This window comes from Chryseobacterium aquifrigidense, assembly GCF_006716485.1.
In the GTDB taxonomy this organism is placed as follows: Bacteria; Bacteroidota; Bacteroidia; order Flavobacteriales; family Weeksellaceae; genus Chryseobacterium; species Chryseobacterium vietnamense.
The window spans coordinates 248027-264583 of sequence record NZ_VFPD01000003.1; the positions used below are offsets into that span (position 1 = coordinate 248027).

The following is a 16557-nucleotide window of genomic DNA, read 5'->3' on the forward strand; positions in this document are numbered from 1 at the left end:
CGAACAAAATATAAAACGTTATCCAACAAACCTTGCGAATCTTAGCGTTAATAATGATTGACTATTGACTTAACAACCTTTCAAATCTTTTTCACAAAAAATATATTGCGTCAAGTTTTGTCGCATTACGTATATAGCTTTGTCATATCAAAATTACAGAGCTATGGAATTGCCATTTTACTTAAACTTTAACGACTTTGAAAGCAATTATTACGATAACCTTGAAAAATGGTTTGAAGAATATCATAATACCAGCGAAACAGATTATCTGGAAGCGCTTGCTGAGCTTTACAGGCCGTATGTGTATTATAATTTTGCAGATGACATGCTAAAGCCGGATGCCTCCATTGAAGTGAAAGACTGCTTTTTCCCTTATCATGAAAAAATAGGAATCTCTTTCTGTATTGACAGTGAAAACGGAATTTCCCCATCCAACGGAATGAATCAGGTATTTGAATTTAAGAATATTTCCATGATGGAGTATGCCCAGCATATTCTGGATAAGATCAATAAATTCTGTTCAAAAAATACTCATGCTCTGGACGGAAGTAAAAATATTCAGGACTATATTAATAATTACAGCATTATTACTTCAATGGAAGGAGTAGGGTATTGTATCAGCTACAATCGTCATCAGAAAGCAATACCTTTTTTAAAAGCTTATCTTCCGTATTATGGCCAGACCGTTAATATGGCAGTATACAGAGACTTTCTTTTTTCTGTTGTTCAGATTGCAGAATTTATAGATCAGAAATTAAAAACTGTGCATGCTTTTAAACAGACCATTTATGCACGCTCAAGAGCGGAAGCAAAATTCAACGTGCAGTTGAGCCGTCAGTTTCTGACTTTGTGCAATTAAAATTTTACACCAAACATTCATACTTAATTATATTGCGGAAAACTTATGTTTTCAACCAAAAATCCCGGTCAGTAATGATCGGGATTTTGTATTGTATTTGGATGAATACTTGCTCACGTGTATTATTTGCTTTTTTTATAAGGAATATTCCATACCAGATCTGCTGCCAGATAATGAACACCTCCATGATGAATACTTTTGCTGTCTCTGATCAGATCATCCATATATCCTATATCTACAGTAAAAGGAGAATTGGGAATTGTAAACATATAATACGCCGAAATACGCATTTCACGATATCCAAATGAACTCCATTCAGAATCCGGTTCGTTGAGATGGCTTATAGAAAACAGGGCTTCTGCACTCAGGGCCAGTTTCTGATTGTTTTTTGGAGATAAATTATAGGCTAGCTGACTCTTGATCCGTGTTCTCAACTGAAAATCCTCTTCCACCTTGTGAAAGTCTGCATCAAAAAACTTCCTGAATTCCTGACGTATGGTGCTTTTAAGTTTCCATTTTCTGCCAAGATCAAAAGTATAGGCATATCTTCCGTAAATTCTGAATTCCTGTTCTGTACTTTCCTTATCATAAGGAGCTGTGCTTTCATACTGTGGCTGACGTCGGTAACTTAATGCATAACTATACTGCTGGTGTGGAGCAAAGGAATGATAAACTTCATGATTTAAAACAATGATCGCTTGCTTCGAAAACAGGTTATGGTCATCCGGACTGCTTTTTCTCCCGATTGCGACATAGCTCAATGCCTGTTTTTTGCCCAAAGAATCAAGTTGTCGCTTCACTCCGAAGGCTCCCCAGAACGCATTGTTGGCATCTCCCAATCCAGGCGGACTGATCTGTGCTTTAATCGATGTTCCTATACATCCCAGTAAAAATAATCCTGCAAAAAATTTCTTCATGCTCAATAATGTGGATACCTGTTTTAGGGTTAATTTTAAATACCTGCGAAACCATAAGACAGATGAGAATACTGTTGATACGCAGAGAGAATCTTTCGTGATAGCAAAATTAGAGGCTTTGTCCATAGAATGTTTATTCAAAATCTTTTAATACTGTTTAAAAACAAGACAAAGTAAAGACCTGATTTAGGATAGAATTAGGAACAAAACCTTCTAAGAGGAAAAGTTTAAATTTATAATTGTGGATAAAATATGGATAACTTGTTAATAGTTTGTGGAAAAGTGACTGTGTATTTATATATTAATGATGTAATGATTTGATTTTATGGTATATAATAAATAGCCACAATATATACATACTGTGGCTATTTAGTTTTAAGGACTGTTTTATTTACATACTAGTTCTGTCTTACTCCGCACATAGCATCCCATGTGGTCCAGAAATGGGCATTGATAGCTCCGATAGGAGGATTTGTACTGTCCGCAACAATTCCTACCATTGAAGCGCAGTTGGAATTACAGCCTATTTCATTATGGCTTCCAGCCTGAGGTGGAATCTGACGCCATGTACCGGTAGATCCGCTTAATAATTCTACTTTAATTTCGAAGATTCCCGAAAGATTAGGGGTCTGAATCTGTTTTGTAGGATTCTCACTTGAGATGAAATCACTCCAGTCTCCCTGTGAAAAAGTTACACGCCACGTAGAAATCATTTTTGAGGTATCATTTTGTGGTGAAAGATACACCCAGAATTGTGCTCCGTTTCCAAGTACTAACTGACCTGAAGAATTTGCATTTACACTTGTTGATGTCATATTGGTTTGGTTTTTAGTTTGTTAGATTGTGTATCAAAGTAACGGAGAATAACAAATATACTGTAGCGTATAAATTACCAATTATTAGAGTGAGTATAAATACCTATGAGAAAAGGTATCAAAATCTTAATCACAAAAAAGCCTGTGCTAATCATTCGCACAGGCTTTTGTTTCTTGCAGAGAGGAAGGGATTCCGTGATGCAAAATATCGTAATTGATAATCAATAAGTTACAAATTCAAAACACGTAAAAAATAGGTATTATTTACTCATTTCTTACTCATTTTACTCAAATGTTCGGAGTGCAAATATAGAAAAATGGAAATGAAATAGTCTCAGTTATGGCTTTATTGTTTTATTCCTGAAAGGATCATATTTGTATAAGGTGATTCGCTTGGATACAATATTTTGAATTCAACTTCACCGGTATATTTTGATGATTTTTTACAAATAATTTGCTGTTTGCCTTGATAAGCGGACATAATTATTTGGGTTCCATTTTCTAATAATGTTCCTGAAACTTGCTCTACAGGCATTATGTGTTTTTTGTCATAATTTTTATTTCCATCATAATATTCAATAGTATTGTCTGTTTTAACCTTAACATACGCGCCAAAAAAATTTCCACAATCATAATTGGGGTCACTCGCTTCGAAAATGTGATTTATTTTCCATGAGCCAATTAATTCAGCAGGTATATTTTTGTTAGTAACTATAGGAGTTTCAGTGTTTTCGTTATCATTGCTTGAACATGAATTAAATGTCAACAAGCATAACGCTATCCATAAAATAAATATTTTTTTCATATTATATTTTTATGAGTTAATTAATTTACATTTAGATTATGTTACTGAACTAAAATAGTAATAGTTTTAGGCTTACTACTGCTAGTGAGTAATATTAACGCGTATATTATAAGCCAAAATCCGGCAGTCAGTACTGACAAAACAATATGCAGACCGTGATTGATTTTGTTTTTCTTCTCCATTACACACATTCTTGTATTATCGTTCTTATCAACTATAGTATAGCCTTCGGCAATCATTTTAGAAACTTCAGTATTGAATTTTTTTAGTTTTTCGTAATCTTGAGTCATTTGCATTTAGTTTTCATGATTAAATTTATTACAAATATAAAAATTAAAAAATATTCACATTTTACGGAAACCCGTAATGTAATATCAAGAATAATTATAATATTTGAAAATATTTATAACACTATGTTTGGTGTGTTAAATAAAATATTATATTAGCTGATCATGAAAAAGTGGTAAATGATAATAAGCGTCGTTTTATAATTGTTATTTTTGCAAAGAATTAAAAAACAGTTATCTATGAAGACAAAATTAATTATTTTAGCTGCCGCAGCTGCAGTTTTACTTTATTCATGTTCAAACGACCGTGATGAGGATGTAAGAAAGGATGCAATTGAAAAGGTCAAAGCTAGTAACCAAAACTTAAAGTTAAACCAGCCGAGCCAACAAAGTCGTGAAGGTGATTCAACTCTAACAAATGATACTATTAGGGTTAGAAGTAACAACGATGTAGGCTTGGGCTTACCCCCAGAAGATCCGGATGAAACAATCGATCCAACCAAACCAGATAAACCCTGGTAGGGCTACTAATGCACAAGTGAAGGCAACGGGATTAGTTCTGTTGTCTTCTATTATGCCATTCCTGAATAATATTCTTAATAGTTTATTTAAAACAGAATCAATTCTTTTAATAGATGCTCCAGGAGTTAAAAAGCTTGACTTGGATAGTGCTATATTTTTCCTGTCAGTTCCTTTTAGCTATCTTTTTATAGCAATAGGCGCAAGGCTTGGAGCGCATAAAAATAGTTATTTTGCTGTATTCATTTCCGTATACATACAGCTTTTTCTTACGGTAAATTTCATTTTCATTGAAAAAAAGAAATCTTATATTATTACCCAGATACTTTTGTTTGTAATCTGTGCGGTTGCAACATTTTTGTTCTACATCATAAGTAAGTATTATAAAGATATAGAAACAAAAAACGAGTATTTAAATAAGACATTAGATCGTTACTCAGAAATAATTAAAAATAGAAAATAACATGAGCATTTTAGATAATTCTGAAAAGCTAATGATCCTAGTTTCTATTAGCGATAGATTATGGGAAGATTATAAAAATGGTGATCTTACCGAAAGCGATTATATCAAAAGATCAGATCAGATTAGAAATGAAATAAACCAAAGATTCGATCTAACGTTTTATGATATTCAATCAATATCCAGCCGTATAGGATATATGTTGATTAAAAAGAAAAACGCATTTAGTACTGTTATTAATTATAAAATTGCAAAGAATTAATTATTAATTAAGCTTTTCAATTCTGAAAGTTCTTTTTTCAAACTTTCTATATTTTTAGTCAAAATTTCAATTTTACGATCTTGTATAGTTTGAATAGCATTAAAAGCTATTTGCTGCTCTTGTAGTAACTTTACAAATTCAACTGGGACATCTAAATTTTTTCCCAAAAGTTCTTTTTTGGCAATATTTGGTACTTCGCCTGTCAGTAATATTGTTTTGTCAACACCATATAGCTCGAATAATTTTTCAGCCAATTTTTTTCCAATACTTTTTTTTCCATTTAATATACTAGAAACGTATTGTTGTGAAACATTTAAACTTTCTTGAATTTCTTTCTGAGAAATACTTTTTTCTTTAAAAAAATCCTTAAGATAACAACTGATAAGGTTGTTTTTGTTTTTGTCGTCCATTTGTCTGTTAATAAAGGCGTTTATAGCTTATTGTTTTAAATTATGGCTGCAAATGTACTGTATATAAGCTTTGTAAAATTCAGGGATTTTACGGTTTTATTTTCCATAAATTATTTACAATAAATTTAAATACCTGAAAAACAATACATTACATTTAAACAACTAAAAAAGTTGTAGAAATATTTGCAAACAACCAAAAAGGTTGTATATTTGTACAAGCAATTACGATAATTAATACGCAAATATATGAATATTTCAGAATTGATTCTACAGAAGATAGAAACCGATAAGGTTTTCAGGTTAGAGCTGGCGAGTAAGATAGACTTATCAGAACGGCAAATTCAGAACTTAGTTGATAACCATAGAAAAGGAAAGTCGGTAAGGTTGAGAGATGCATTAGCTGTTGATTACTATAAGTCAAAAGGATTCTCTAAAAAAGAAATTTACACAAATTAAAATCATGAATCTAGACTACCAAATAGCAAAAGAATATCTGAATAAGCTTCCGGATGAAGAAAAAGTAAAATTATGTAAACGAACACTTGAGGGAGTGGACGAAAAAAAGAAATCAGCTAAAGGAATGCGGAAGTTTTATTCAGATTATTTAGATAAGCAAATTGCTAAGGGCAAAATATAAAAAAGCCACCTGCTGCAACAGATGGCCTTAAAATCAAAAGTTTTGAATTATGAGAACAAATGTAAGACAAATGAACCCTATGAACCAAACACAAGGGCAAAAAATTTCACAGCAACGAGCTGAGAAGATAGCCAGAAACATCAATGCGATGGATACGGATTATCAAAGAATGGATGACATGAACTCTTGGAAGTTCTGGAATGGCTTGGAAAAAGCCTTGAAGAAAAAATTATCTGAATTGTCTCCGAGTGATATCGAGGTGATAAAGCCAATGCTAAAACCTGAGGAGGCTAAATACTTTAACCTAATCTAATAACGCCATGAAATCAGCACTAAACTTAATTCTGGCCGCCAACACAATATATGTGTTCTTGTGCTCAGACAATCCGGATTTAACTGTATTTGTTTTCCCTCTTTTTATCTACGTATTCTTTGGGTTCTTCAGATACTATCACAAAGAATTTCTTCACTACTTAAAAACACCTATAAGCCATGAAAAAAATACATAGAAAAAGAAGTTGGAAGAAAATGGTTAACGAAAACAAAAAAGATAATCTACCCCACGCAAGAGAAATTAATGATGCAGTAGAATTTCAACAGTGGTTTGCCAAAATGGGAGGATTGATTGAAAATGAAGATATGGAAAAAGTAATCAAAAAATTTATGTAAAGATGGGAGTAGAAAGAAATCAATTGTATAGATTAAAAGAGCCATTTAAATTGAAATGGAGAGTAAAAAGCCTCCTTCCGGATAATGTAAATCCAACTCATATGGTAATTGTTGGGTATATAGATGCAAGACAGGTTTATGAAAGGCTTGATCAGGTGGTTAGACCTGAAAATTGGCAGGAAGATTATTTTGAATGCAAGGGGAAACAGTTTTGTAAGATAGGAATCAAGATTGGTGATGAATGGATTTGGAAAGGAGATTCTGGAACTGAAACTTTTGCGGACCCGTCAAAAGGAGAAACTTCAGATAGCGTTAAGCGTGCTGCAGTTCATTGGGGTATTAATAAAGAAGCGTATGAACTTGGTGAAATAACGATAAAATGTAAAATGGATAATGGATATCCGGCGCCATGTGATGAAGCAGGAAATATTTTAAAAGGTGATCAGATTTTGGCAGAATGCAAAAGAATTGCTTCGAGTAAATCAGAATTGATTTTTGATAAAAATGTTTTACCGAGAACAATTTACAATGCTACTGTTAAGCCTGAAGAGAAAAAGCAGAGACGTAAAAAATCAGAACCTAAAATCATCATGCCATGAGTATTTATAAATCATATACCCAAGATCAATTGGAGGAACACTTCAGTAATTTCATTATAAAATCTGTTTCCTACTCAAAAGCTGCCTTGTTTTCCAGAAATGAAAAGGCATTTGAAATGATGAATATTTATGGATATCATAGTAAATCATCGGCTTCTGGTATTTCTGGCAATGCGTATCATGAGGCATTAAGTCAATATTTTAAAGCAAAAAAAGATGGATATGTATTAAGTCTGCCTGAACTTGAAAGTATTGCGTTTGATTACATAGATAATGTTCCTGCTAATAAATGGAAGCTTCAGAAAACAACACCAACAATAGCAGAAACCAAAATTAAGACGGTTAAAACTACAACAGCATTATTAGGAAACTTCTACTCGGAAAAATCAATTTATGAAGATCACATTGCAAAAGTTTTAGATGTTGAAATTTCTAACACAAGTTTTCTAACAATAAATGGCGTTGATATTCCTCTTCCTTTTAATACGATTATTGACTTAGTAATTGAAACACATGAGGGTAAGATAGTAGTAATCGACCATAAAAGTAAGAGTGCCTTTTCTTCAGAAGAAGACTTAAGACTCACAATAGGTAAACAAGGAATAACCTATGTAAAAGCATTTGAATCTTATTCCGGATTAGCAGTTGATGAAGTTTGGTTTTGCGAGAATAAATATTCTAAAAATAGATCCGGAGAGAATCAATTAAACATGTTCATGGTCGCTTTAGATCGAGATACAAGAGCATTGTACGAAGATTTGCTTTACGAAAATTTAAAGAGGCTTATAGAAGCTGTTTCAAATCCGGATTATGTTTACCTGATTAATGACAAAGATAACTTAGTTGATAAGGCAGAATTATATGATTTCTGGGCAAAGACACGAATGTGTGAAATTGATGAATTTGATATTGATGAAACGGAGGTTAACAAAGAAATGGTTAAAAAGAGACTGAGAAAAATACGAGACTCATCAACCACAACAATTTCTCCAAAAATAATCAAGAAGTTCAAATCAAACGCTGCATCCTTTATTAAATACGATTTAAGCACTTTAGACATGGAACCACAACAAAAAGTAGAACATATATTAAAAACATTCGGAATTCATACGCAGGTGGCTCACACCTTCAATGGATATTCCTCAAACACTTTCCTTCTGGAAGTTTCCGCCGGAACTAAAATAGCATCAATCCAAGGACATAAACTTGATATTGCGAACGCTCTAAATGTTCCCAATGTCAGAATCCCAAAGGATCTGAAAGTCTACGAAGGTAAATCTTATCTGCAGGTTGAAACAGCTAAAAAAAGAGATAGAGATTTAATTTGGTCCGAATCTGAATTGCAGGGCCAGAAAATACCTATTGGTAAAGACAATTTTGAAAGAACGCTTTACTGGGATTTAGATAATCAGTCTACTCCATTTGTGTTAGCGTGCGGTGCTGCTGGTTCTGGAAAATCGGTTGAGTTAATAAGCATCGTTGAATATGCAAGATTGATTCCTGAAGTGGAACAAATTATAATTCTTGATCCAAAATTTGAGTTCATGGATTATTCATCAGACGATAAAATAGAAGTTTACAATGAAATTTTAGCAATTGAAAACAAGGTTGAAAGCTTAGTCAGAGAAATGAATTCCCTTATCAAAGCCGGAAAGAAAAAGAAAATTCTTATTGTGTTTGATGAATTCGCTGATGCTATTGCTGCGTCCAGAAAAGGCAAAGACCTTGACATTTATAGTATGGTTCAGGTTGGAAATTATCGACCTACTAAAGATGCATTTGGATTCCCTGTTGCCGGTCCTCCTAAAATGCAAAGACAAAAAACGGGTGAACTTAAGAGTTTAGAGGAAAACATGCGAATCATCAAGCAGAAAGGCCGATCAGTTGGATTTAGAGGAATTGATGCAACACAAAGAGCTTCTACAAAAATTATCACCGGAGACGCTAAAGTTAATTACTCCCTTATGATTTGCTTCAGAGTTCCAAAGGAAATTGACAGCCGGGTGGTGATTGATGATGCAGGAGCAGAAACACTGGCAGGTATGGGGGACGGACTATTGAAAACCCCGGATAGTCCTGATTTAATAAGATTTCAATCCTTCTGGAAACCACAAGTACAAACAGCATGACAAACAGTACTATTAAGCCAAAAATAGGACAATGTTGTGATTGTCCTCCGGGAACACCGGACCAACCAATAACAGCAGGGCGATGTAATAGTTTTCATTACAAATTACATCGATCAAAAGTCAATGCTGAAAAAAATAAGGATAAGGAAAAAGCTCCTAGAACACCAATTCCTAAATTTTCAGTCAGAAGAAAGAAAGAAAACCGGGAATATCTGATCAAGCGCCTTCAGTTTTTAGCACAGCCGGGAAATCAAAGATGTTTTATTGAAGGATGTAATAATAGAGCCGATACAGTAGAACATACAGCCGGAAGATGGGGCAAAAATTACCTTGATACTTCTACCTGGAAACCCTGTTGCAATTTCCACAACTTAGAATTAGAAAAAAACTCAGATTTATCTGAAAAATATCAGCTCAGTAAAATTTCTGGAAAGAAAAAAATAATCAAAAGATAATCATGAAAGTAAATGAATTAAAAATAGACCAGCAGATAATTATCAATGGTTTTACATATTCCTATAAAGGTCAAAATAAAGTTAGAATGAAGGGTTTTTGGGCGCAGAAAATTGTTTTCAAAGGTGTTGATGTTGTAGGTGAAAAGCTATTTGATTTATCGGTAGGAACGAGAGAATTAAAGGAATCCGGAAAAAGTTACGAACTGAAGTAAAACAAGTTTAAAGACATGGAATTAACAGGAACAATAAGAGAAATTTCTGAAACACAAACATTCGGAAATAATTTCCAGAAGAGAGAATTTGTATTAGTTACAGAGGAACAATATCCACAACCGCTACTGATAGAGATAACCGCTGACAGGGTTGATCTTTTGGATCACTTTAAGCCGGGAGATCAAGTGAGAGTGGGAATAAATATAAAGGGCCGAGAATGGATTAATCCAAGTGGTGAATCAAAATTTTTCAATTCTCTTTCAGCATGGAAAATAACACACAAGGATTTAGCGAATTCAGCCAGCTAACAAATTTTAAACCATCAAGAATCAATCAAAATGAAAGTTATTACACATAGAATAGGAAATAAAATAAACGGTGAAGGAATGCTTCTTTCCCAAAGAGAATTGCAATTAAATGAGCAGACTACAGAAGAGTTAAAAGACTTATTTTTAAGTTCATTTAAATCAGATGAAACATATCAGTTCTACAGCGATTCGTATTTATCAAACAATGACGTTTACAGATCAGTTTCTGCAATTTTTGAAAATCCGGAAACCTTCTTGTTTGAATCGGAGTCAATAGCTAAAACACTCTTTGATGCAGCTGAAAACCCACGTATTGCTGGGGGTGAATTGTTTGTAGTTCTTTTTGAAAGTGAAAAACCGGAAAACAATCAGATAGGCATTTTCAAGACTGAAAAAAGAGAATCAATTTTAAAATTCTCTTATGCTAATGATGTTCTGGAAATTGAAAAAGATCAAGGTGTAAGCCTTAATAAAATAGATAAGGCAGCACTTATTTACAATACAGGAAAAGAAACTGGGTATGTTATTTCAGCTGTTGACAACAACAAAAACGGAGACGTGTATTACTGGTTTGAAGACTTCCTTCACATCAAACAAAGGGAGGATGATTATTTTCACACAAACGAGCTGTTAATGGTCTTCAAGGACTACATAACAAAACAACTTCCCCAGGAATATGAAGTAACAAAAGTTGACCAGGTTAATTTCCTGAAAAGTTCCCTTACATACTTCATGGAAAAAGAACAATTTGATTTTGATGAATTTACGAACGAGATATTTTCTGATGAATCAGTTATTGAAAGTTTTGCCGAATTCAAGACCGATTACGAACATAATATGCAGGCCAATATATCAGAAGAATTTGAAATCAATACTGCAGCAGTGAAAAAGGTAAAACGTCATTTTAAATCAGTTATCAAACTTGACAAAAATTTTCAAATCCATATCCACGGAGATAAAAAATTACTTGAACAGGGAGAAGACGAAAAAGGGAAATTCTACCAGCTTTATTTCCAGAAAGAACAGTAAAAAACCAAACGATGAAAGACAAGGATAATAGTGTAATTTTTCTAAAGGACTGGCTTTTTTTAATCACTCCTATGTCTGCTGAAAATCAGATTGTATTCTGGGAATTATTCACAAATTACGAATACGGAAAAGATCAAGAATGTGACAATCCAATTGTATCTCCTACTTGGAATTTTGTAAAGAAGCAGCTGGATAATATGCGAGAAGGCTATAAGGAAAAGGTGGTGAATAGGAATAGAGTTAATGGATCAAAAGGAGGGAGACCGCCAAAAACCCAGAAAACCCAGTCGGAAAAATTAAAACCCAAAGAAAGCGAACAAAACCCAGAAAACCCACTGGGTTTAAATGAAACCCAAAAAACCCCTAATGAAAATATAAATGTAAATGAAAATATAAATGAGAATGTAAATGATATTCTTTTAAAAAAAGAATCAAAAGAAGAAAATATAACAAAAGAAATTTCAGAAGAATTATTTGTTATTCCTCCAGATTCTAAAAAAGAAAAAAAAGTTCCGGAAAAAAAAAGAAAGATTTTCACCAAAGATGATTTCAAAAAAAAGCTAATCGAATTGGGGGCAGATGAAGAAGATGCTGAAAAATGGATGGAGGTACGGAAACAAAAAAGAGCAGTTTTCACTGAAGATGCAATTAATCTGGTAGTAACGGAATGTGAAAAGCACAATTTCGAGTTCTCAGAAGCAATTAAGGCCTGCAGGGTTTACGGATGGCAGGGATTTGAATACGAGTGGTATGTTAATAAACAAAAAAACAACAATGGACAATCAGACAACTCAAAAACAAGAGCAAATGGTACAGGGCTTAGACAGTCAGTCACAAGAGGTTGAAACTCCTTTGTTGACCAGAGCAATAGAGTACTTGTTGATAAATAATCCAGATCATCCTGTTGCTCAGAAATACAAAGAATTGTTGATCAGGTATGAAAACGATTTTGATAAAATGATCGATTCTCTGCCTAAAAAACAAGAAATAGTATTACCGGAGCTTAAGCCCATGAAAGCAGAGAGTTTATACAATACATTCAAAGTAAACTTTCCTCTTGTTAACAAAAAAGAATTTGATGAAACTGCAAATAATGGAGAAGCTGAAACCCTTGTTTACACCTTGATAGCCTATTTTCTTAAGAGACGATCCTTTTTTAATAGTCCTTTATTGAACAAAATCAGCGTTCCAAGTTTTGATAAAGGTATTGCAATAATTGGAGAACCGGGAATAGGAAAAACGGCAATACTAAGGACCTTTTACGAAATTTTCAAGTATGGTTCAGAGAATCCTCTAATTGTAAAAGACATTGAAGGGACGGGCCAGCTTTTGAGAAGATATGATTTGCGGTTCAAATATAATTCAGTCGATGAAGTAGTAAAACATTTTGAAGCTGCCAATCGCCACAGCAAAGACACTGATAGAGATTATCACCTGTCATTATTCTACAAAAGATACGAGCTGGGATTTAACGCATTTGATGATTTATTGTCAGAAGACATGGCAAAAAATTATGGAAGCGTAGACATCATGAAAAAGGTGTTAAGCGAAAGATATGTTAAAAGTTCACCAACCATACTCACACTAAATTATTACGGTGAAACGATTAAAACAACTTTAGACGAATACAAAGCTAGATATGGAGATAGAATGTACGATAGGTTTTTTGAAATGTTCAATGTCATCGAACTTCAAGGGGTCACGCTCCGAAGATAATAAAGTGAAAAATTCTGAAAGTATGGCTTCCTTCAAAACCATGTATCAGAAAAACCGGGAATTTAAGTCAAGAAGTTACAATAACAAACAAAAATTAAAATGAAACCGAAGATATCAATGGTCCTTTTGGACGAGAATCAAATTTTAGACCTCATTTGCGGGGCGAATGGGTTAAATAGAGGTAAAGCCTCCATGAATATAAATTACGTGGAAAATGATACCCGTACGGGCGGTTCTTGGATTATCCAGGCCCGCGCTCCGGAAGAAATAAAACCAAAATCAAAAATAAAGTTATGCAAAAGACAAAATACGTAGAAGTAAAGCCATCCGAAAGGCTGCCAGCTGAAAAAGGAGAATACATTGCTGTGATTGATCCAGAATCTAATTTTGCAAGTTTCTACTCTTTTGATCCTGAAGATCCTGCTGATGTGGAATGGTGGAAAGAAACACCTGAATACTGGCTAGAAGAAAGGCCAGACTATGAGGATGAGATGAAGAAGGCGTTGGAAGAAACAAAGGATAGTCTATACAATTACGCGGGATCAATGGATCAGATTGAATTAGTTGAAAAAATAGAATCTTTACTAACCAAACTAAAAACAGAATCATGATTGATGTAAAGGAAGGTGGTGTTTATAAAACTAAAGGAGGTTTTAAGGTTCTTATTACAGATATTGATTTTGAAAGACAAAGGCCTTATCTAGGACATTTGTTTCATAAACAAGGAATGCGAGTGGTTTCATACTATCATAATCTTACTCACAAAGAAACAGATTTTGAAATAGTTTCAGCATGGGATAATTCAGAATTGCCTATTTATTATCACAAAGAAGTTCCTTTTAATAAAGACTATAGAGAAATACCAACAAACTTAGAAGGAATAAAATTAGCTATTAAAGCAAATGAAAATATTTGGTTTATTGATAAAAATGGCAACAAATATCAAGGATCTAAAACGTGGGTAGATATTTTAAATTATCGCTTAACAGGAAAATTCCCGGAAGCAAACCTATTTAACTACTAAAATAAACGGAACCCGGACCGTATTCTTTCCGGGAAAAACAACAACAATTTTCAGTGCAAAAACAGTTCGTAAAAAACAGCGAACGCACACTATTTACGTCAAATTTTAAAAATATAACAATGGAAAATTCAATAGAAGAATTAGAAAAATATCTAAATAAATTAATTATTAAATCAGCACTTCCAGATGTTGAAAAATATCCAAATTCATTTTACTACAAATCAACAGGTGATTGCATTTTCTCAGGAGATAGTCTCATGTTTGTTTATGTGAAATTCGAAGATTCAGATAAAAAAAGACACTGGTCATTAACCCGATGCTACACTGATATTAGAGGTGGATATTCAGAAGAAAAACACATAGAGTTACTCCAAAAAAACATCAACATTTTAAAAAGTGTTCAATCATGAGTCACCAAGAGAAACAAGAGATCTTTGATCAGTATGCAAAGAGCCAGGAATTTGAAAATTGGAATCATTTAAAAAACTTCCATTTAGAAAATGACATTGACATAGATGAAGAAATTTTCGCTGCCTGCAATCTCGTACAGGAGGAACAGCAGAAGAGAATAGCGGAGAGAATCAGTAATTCAGAATTTCAAAAAGGCCATCCAGTCGATATTTCCTCAATCATTAATCCCGAAAACAAAATTCAATGAAAATACTTAATCTATATGCTGGAATAGGAGGAAACAGAAAACTTTGGAGTGATGAACATGAAATAACTGCTGTTGAAATAGATGCAGAAATTGCAAGTGTTTATAAAAGCTATTTCCCCAAAGATAAAATGATTGTTGGTGATGCTCATCAGTATCTTTTAGATCACTTTTCAGAGTTTGATTTCATATGGAGTTCATTTCCATGTGTGACGCATTCCAGGATGAACAAGAACTTCAGTAGGATAAGATATGCTGATTTAGGGCTTTATCAGGAGATATTATTCTTACAAGCATGGTTTAAGGGGAAATATGTGGTTGAAAATGTAATTCCCTATTACACGCCTTTAATTCCAGCGCAGCAAATTCACAGACATTTATTTTGGGCGAATTTCAAAATTCCTGAGACAAGTAAAAAGAATCCACCAAAGCAAATACAATCTATCATCGCACAACACACTAAGAGAAAACGTAAAAATTATGCCGGTGATATTGTGAATTTAAAAGTTACGCAGCCTCATTTTGGATTTGACTTAAACGGAATAAAATCAAATAAAAAGCTTAAGATGTTGCGTAACTGTGTAGATCCGGAAACAGGTAAAATGATACTTGATGCTGCAGTGGGAAATGAAATTAGAATGAGTATTGGTGGCCTTTTTGAAAATATCAATTCATTATGAAAGAACTAGAAGAACTAACCCGGGAGATCCGGGAGAAGCTGCCGAGGCTGAAAGAATTGAGTAAGGGGTGTATAATTGAAAGCTCTGAAAAAGTATTTGAAATTGATGATCTAATGTATGCCGTGTGTTATAATGATCAGATTTTTGACAGGTTTACGGATTCTTGGGTTTTTTCAGATGAATATACAATTATCGGCAAAGAACCAATGCTTAACGATGTCTTACAATGGTTTAAAGAATCAGACATGAAAGACGGGATTAATATGATGCATGAACTAATATGGAGTCATACCGCAAAAGAAATTATAAATCACTGGAATTTATCAAAACCCTATTTAAAAGACCAATCCCCTGAACTAATAAAATTCCTTCACTCACTTTTAAAAACGAAACAATGAATAAAGAAGAACTATTAAAAATTTACTCAGCTTATCTACCGTATGGGTTACAAATTTCAACTGACGATGAAGGTGAAGATTGGGTTGAAACAGTTATTGGAGTCAATAACGAAGCGTTAGAAACAAGTGTTGGTAATTATTGGGATTTTACTGTAAAACCTATTCTCTACGATCTATCCTATTTAACCAAGGAGATAGAGCATGAGGGGGAAAAGTTTGTACCGTCTGAAAGGCTTATGAATTACGCCTCTAATTTTGGCGTGCACAGAGGCGTATTTGAGCATATGTTAAGTAGCATACTGGATGGTAATACTCTTGTTACTGAATTGCCATACTATTTAATCATAAAGCTCTTAGAATGGCATTTGAATGTCTTTCAATTACAGGAAGACCAGTTTATCAACAAAGCAACTTTAACAAAATAAAATAACAATAAAATGAATTTACTTGAAATAATGGCTTTCATGGCCGAAAACAACTTAGATATTGCCCGATCTGACTCTTTCGTAGAAGGCAAAAGCGTAAAACAAGGAGCTAATATAACAATGGGAGCATCAATGAAAGACTTGATCAATATTCAAATGGGTAAAGTTACGCCTGTGCTATTTCTTCTAAATAACGAACAGTATAAGCTTCTTTCATCCGGAAATACTGATTTAGAACTTTTAAAAACAAAAGCAACCTGCCTGAAGGAGTAAACAAAGAATAACC

General features: G+C 33.5%; 29 protein-coding genes. 24 read left to right on the top strand and 5 right to left on the bottom strand.

Features of this window, described 5'->3' with window-relative positions; genetic code table 11:
- Positions 1-163: 163 nt before the first annotated feature.
- Positions 164-859 (top strand): hypothetical protein, encoded by a 696-nt coding sequence (locus FB551_RS19755; protein WP_142018644.1) that lies wholly within the window; start codon positions 164-166, stop codon positions 857-859.
- 122 nt (positions 860-981) lie between these two features.
- Here the strand turns inward: FB551_RS19755 and FB551_RS19760 are convergent, their stop codons facing one another.
- From FB551_RS19760 to FB551_RS19775, 4 genes are all read right to left on the bottom strand, one after another.
- Entirely contained in the window at positions 982-1776 is a 795-nt protein-coding gene (locus tag FB551_RS19760) for a DUF2490 domain-containing protein (RefSeq protein WP_167497900.1), read from the bottom strand.
- A gap of 398 nt (positions 1777-2174) precedes the next feature.
- Positions 2175-2591, bottom strand: coding sequence for a hypothetical protein (locus FB551_RS19765; protein WP_034696971.1), 417 nt, complete (start codon positions 2589-2591; stop codon positions 2175-2177).
- Between the two features lie 346 nt (positions 2592-2937).
- Positions 2938-3396, bottom strand: a complete 459-nt coding sequence (locus tag FB551_RS19770) for a hypothetical protein (protein ID WP_142018646.1) — start codon at positions 3394-3396, stop codon at positions 2938-2940.
- A 41-nt stretch (positions 3397-3437) separates the two neighbouring features.
- The gene (locus FB551_RS19775; RefSeq protein ID WP_142018647.1) at positions 3438-3686 is read right to left on the bottom strand and encodes a hypothetical protein; all 249 of its coding nucleotides are present in this window, start codon (positions 3684-3686) and stop codon (positions 3438-3440) included.
- A 237-nt stretch (positions 3687-3923) separates the two neighbouring features.
- Here FB551_RS19775 and FB551_RS19780 point away from each other — a divergent pair, with 237 nt between their 5' ends.
- The 3 genes from FB551_RS19780 to FB551_RS19790 are packed head-to-tail and all read left to right on the top strand — an operon-like array spanning position 3924 to position 4924.
- Positions 3924-4205 (top strand): hypothetical protein, encoded by a 282-nt coding sequence (locus FB551_RS19780; RefSeq protein WP_142018648.1) that lies wholly within the window; start codon positions 3924-3926, stop codon positions 4203-4205.
- The gene (locus tag FB551_RS19785; protein ID WP_142018649.1) at positions 4165-4665 is read left to right on the top strand and encodes a hypothetical protein; all 501 of its coding nucleotides are present in this window, start codon (positions 4165-4167) and stop codon (positions 4663-4665) included. The genes FB551_RS19780 and FB551_RS19785 overlap by 41 nt, the downstream gene beginning before the upstream one ends.
- Position 4666: 1 nt before the next feature.
- Positions 4667-4924, top strand: a complete 258-nt coding sequence (locus tag FB551_RS19790) for a hypothetical protein (protein ID WP_142018650.1) — start codon at positions 4667-4669, stop codon at positions 4922-4924.
- On the opposite strand, the gene FB551_RS19795 is transcribed toward FB551_RS19790, so the two are convergent.
- Complete coding sequence (locus tag FB551_RS19795) at positions 4921-5334, bottom strand: helix-turn-helix domain-containing protein (RefSeq protein ID WP_142018651.1); 414 nt, start codon at positions 5332-5334, stop codon at positions 4921-4923. The two genes, FB551_RS19790 and FB551_RS19795, sit on opposite strands and share 4 nt — an antisense overlap.
- A gap of 246 nt (positions 5335-5580) precedes the next feature.
- Between FB551_RS19795 and FB551_RS19800 the strand changes: the two genes are divergently transcribed.
- From FB551_RS19800 to FB551_RS19885, 20 genes are all read left to right on the top strand, one after another.
- Positions 5581-5790: a hypothetical protein gene (locus tag FB551_RS19800; protein ID WP_142018652.1), complete on the top strand. Its 210-nt coding sequence runs from the start codon at positions 5581-5583 to the stop codon at positions 5788-5790.
- A gap of 4 nt (positions 5791-5794) precedes the next feature.
- Positions 5795-5971 (top strand): hypothetical protein, encoded by a 177-nt coding sequence (locus FB551_RS23400; protein WP_167497901.1) that lies wholly within the window; start codon positions 5795-5797, stop codon positions 5969-5971.
- A gap of 49 nt (positions 5972-6020) precedes the next feature.
- Positions 6021-6284 carry a hypothetical protein gene (locus tag FB551_RS19805; protein ID WP_226798743.1) on the top strand — a complete coding sequence of 88 codons (264 nt, stop codon included), beginning with the start codon at positions 6021-6023 and terminating at the stop codon, positions 6282-6284.
- A gap of 179 nt (positions 6285-6463) precedes the next feature.
- The gene (locus FB551_RS23405; RefSeq protein WP_167497902.1) at positions 6464-6640 is read left to right on the top strand and encodes a hypothetical protein; all 177 of its coding nucleotides are present in this window, start codon (positions 6464-6466) and stop codon (positions 6638-6640) included.
- A gap of 2 nt (positions 6641-6642) precedes the next feature.
- A complete protein-coding gene (locus tag FB551_RS19810) occupies positions 6643-7239 on the top strand; it encodes a Rad52/Rad22 family DNA repair protein (protein WP_142018653.1) in 597 nt (198 codons plus the stop codon).
- A complete protein-coding gene (locus FB551_RS19815; RefSeq protein ID WP_142018654.1) occupies positions 7236-9368 on the top strand; it encodes a DNA translocase FtsK in 2133 nt (710 codons plus the stop codon). Before FB551_RS19810 ends, FB551_RS19815 begins: the two co-directional genes overlap by 4 nt.
- Positions 9365-9823 carry a hypothetical protein gene (locus FB551_RS23565; protein ID WP_226798744.1) on the top strand — a complete coding sequence of 153 codons (459 nt, stop codon included), beginning with the start codon at positions 9365-9367 and terminating at the stop codon, positions 9821-9823. Before FB551_RS19815 ends, FB551_RS23565 begins: the two co-directional genes overlap by 4 nt.
- A gap of 2 nt (positions 9824-9825) precedes the next feature.
- Positions 9826-10035: a hypothetical protein gene (locus FB551_RS19825; protein WP_142018655.1), complete on the top strand. Its 210-nt coding sequence runs from the start codon at positions 9826-9828 to the stop codon at positions 10033-10035.
- A gap of 15 nt (positions 10036-10050) precedes the next feature.
- Positions 10051-10344 (top strand): DUF3127 domain-containing protein, encoded by a 294-nt coding sequence (locus tag FB551_RS19830; protein ID WP_142018656.1) that lies wholly within the window; start codon positions 10051-10053, stop codon positions 10342-10344.
- A 24-nt stretch (positions 10345-10368) separates the two neighbouring features.
- Positions 10369-11373: a nucleoid-associated protein gene (locus FB551_RS19835; RefSeq protein ID WP_142018657.1), complete on the top strand. Its 1005-nt coding sequence runs from the start codon at positions 10369-10371 to the stop codon at positions 11371-11373.
- Between the two features lie 11 nt (positions 11374-11384).
- Positions 11385-12218, top strand: a complete 834-nt coding sequence (locus FB551_RS19840; protein WP_142018658.1) for a DUF6291 domain-containing protein — start codon at positions 11385-11387, stop codon at positions 12216-12218.
- Positions 12148-13089: a hypothetical protein gene (locus FB551_RS19845; RefSeq protein WP_142018659.1), complete on the top strand. Its 942-nt coding sequence runs from the start codon at positions 12148-12150 to the stop codon at positions 13087-13089. The genes FB551_RS19840 and FB551_RS19845 overlap by 71 nt, the downstream gene beginning before the upstream one ends.
- 293 nt (positions 13090-13382) lie before the next feature.
- On the top strand, positions 13383-13700 hold the full coding sequence (locus tag FB551_RS19850; protein ID WP_142018660.1) for a hypothetical protein: 318 nt from the start codon (positions 13383-13385) through the stop codon (positions 13698-13700).
- A complete protein-coding gene (locus FB551_RS19855) occupies positions 13697-14113 on the top strand; it encodes a hypothetical protein (RefSeq protein WP_142018661.1) in 417 nt (138 codons plus the stop codon). The genes FB551_RS19850 and FB551_RS19855 overlap by 4 nt, the downstream gene beginning before the upstream one ends.
- A 119-nt stretch (positions 14114-14232) precedes the next feature.
- Positions 14233-14523 (top strand): hypothetical protein, encoded by a 291-nt coding sequence (locus FB551_RS19860; RefSeq protein WP_142018662.1) that lies wholly within the window; start codon positions 14233-14235, stop codon positions 14521-14523.
- A complete protein-coding gene (locus tag FB551_RS19865; RefSeq protein ID WP_142018663.1) occupies positions 14520-14771 on the top strand; it encodes a hypothetical protein in 252 nt (83 codons plus the stop codon). Before FB551_RS19860 ends, FB551_RS19865 begins: the two co-directional genes overlap by 4 nt.
- Positions 14768-15448 carry a DNA cytosine methyltransferase gene (locus tag FB551_RS19870; protein ID WP_142018664.1) on the top strand — a complete coding sequence of 227 codons (681 nt, stop codon included), beginning with the start codon at positions 14768-14770 and terminating at the stop codon, positions 15446-15448. The genes FB551_RS19865 and FB551_RS19870 overlap by 4 nt, the downstream gene beginning before the upstream one ends.
- On the top strand, positions 15445-15846 hold the full coding sequence (locus tag FB551_RS19875; RefSeq protein WP_142018665.1) for a hypothetical protein: 402 nt from the start codon (positions 15445-15447) through the stop codon (positions 15844-15846). Before FB551_RS19870 ends, FB551_RS19875 begins: the two co-directional genes overlap by 4 nt.
- Positions 15843-16271 (top strand): hypothetical protein, encoded by a 429-nt coding sequence (locus FB551_RS19880; protein ID WP_142018666.1) that lies wholly within the window; start codon positions 15843-15845, stop codon positions 16269-16271. The genes FB551_RS19875 and FB551_RS19880 overlap by 4 nt, the downstream gene beginning before the upstream one ends.
- Positions 16272-16283: 12 nt before the next feature.
- Entirely contained in the window at positions 16284-16544 is a 261-nt protein-coding gene (locus FB551_RS19885) for a hypothetical protein (RefSeq protein WP_142018667.1), read from the top strand.
- Positions 16545-16557 lie beyond the last annotated feature (13 nt).